Below are 1,505 nucleotides of genomic sequence, written 5' to 3'. Positions count from 1 at the left end.
AAAGACAGACGAAAACGGCAAGGTGGATACCTACACCGCGTATTCCGTGGCAGCTCCTCAACGTCATGGATCCGTCGTCAAAACAGTAGATTCTGAACGTACTTCGCGTTCTGTTCAATAAATTCACGTCTGGGCTCTACCTTATCTCCCATGAGGATCGTGAATGTCTCGTCGGCAGCCTCGGCGTCTGTCAGCTCGACCCTGAGCATCAGGCGCGAGTCGGGATTCATTGTGGTCTCCCAAAGCTGCTCGCTGTCCATCTCACCGAGACCTTTGTAGCGCTGGATCTCGGTTTTGCCCTCTATAGTCGCGAGAATCTGGTCGCGCTCGAGATCGGAATAAGCGTATCTGTGCTCCTTGCCCTTAGTTATCCTGTAGAGCGGCGGCTGTGCGATATAAACGTGTCCCGCCTCAATCAAAGGCTTCATATAGCGGAAGAAGAAGGTCAGAAGCAGGGTGCGGATATGCGAGCCGTCGACGTCGGCATCCGCCATGATGATGACCTTGTCGTATCTTAATTTTTCGAGGTCGAACTCGTCGCCGATGCCTGTGCCGAGAGCGGTAATTACCGGCATGAGCTTGTCGTTGCCGTAAACCCTGTCGATACGCGCCTTTTCGACGTTGAGCATCTTGCCCCAGAGCGGAAGGATAGCCTGTATTCTTCTGTCGCGGCCGCCCTTCGCGGAACCGCCCGCGGAGTCACCCTCGACGATGAATATCTCGGTCTCGCTGCTGTCACGCGACTGACAGTCCGCGAGCTTTCCGGGAAGCTGTGCGGATTCGAGAGCGGACTTTCTGCGCACACTCTCCCTCGCCTTTCTCGCAGCCTCACGCGCTCTTGCAGACGCGAGAGCCTTTTCGAATATTGCCTTTGAAACGGCGGGATTTTCCTCGAGGTAGACCATCAGCTTTTCTCTTACGAGCTTGTCGACCATGGTGCGAACCTCGGTGTTGCCGAGCTTTGCCTTGGTCTGACCCTCGAACTGCGCCTCCTTGAGCTTGACGGAGATGATAGCGGTCAAGCCCTCGCGCACATCCTCGCCGCTGAGATTCTTGTCGTTGTCCTTGAGCTTGCCGAACTTGCGCGCGTAGTCGTTCATCACGTAGGTCAAAGCTCTCTTGAAGCCCTCTTCGTGGGTACCGCCGTCGGTGGTGTGAATGTTATTCGCGAAGGTCAGCAGGTTCTCGTTGTAGCTTTCGTTGTACTGCATGGCGATTTCTACCGCCACGGTATCCTCCTCGTTCTTTGAGGAGAAATATATTACGTCCGGGTGGATGACCTCGAGCGAACGCTTCTTGTGAATATAAGTTACGAAGCTCTTGATACCGCCCTCGTAGACGAAGTTCTTCTTGATGATATTTTCCTCGTCGCGCTCGTCGCGGAGCTCAATATGTACGCCCGCGTTGAGGAACGCCTGCTCGCGCAGACGGCGCTCGAGCACCTCGTACTCGTAAACCGTAGTCTCCTTGAAAATCTCCGGGTCAGCCTTGAAGCGAACCTCGGT

The 1,505-nt window shown here is 55.0% G+C and carries 1 protein-coding gene; it reads right to left on the bottom strand.

What is annotated here, in order from left to right; genetic code table 11:
• Window positions 1-77: 77 nt before the first annotated feature.
• A partial coding sequence (locus tag JKK62_RS01455) for a toprim domain-containing protein (protein WP_201426641.1) occupies window positions 78-1,505 on the bottom strand: 1,428 nt, incomplete at its 5' end.

The organism is Ruminococcus difficilis, from assembly GCF_016680995.1.
Note: the sequence above shows the minus strand (reverse complement) of the source record. Positions and strands in the feature narration are given on the sequence as shown.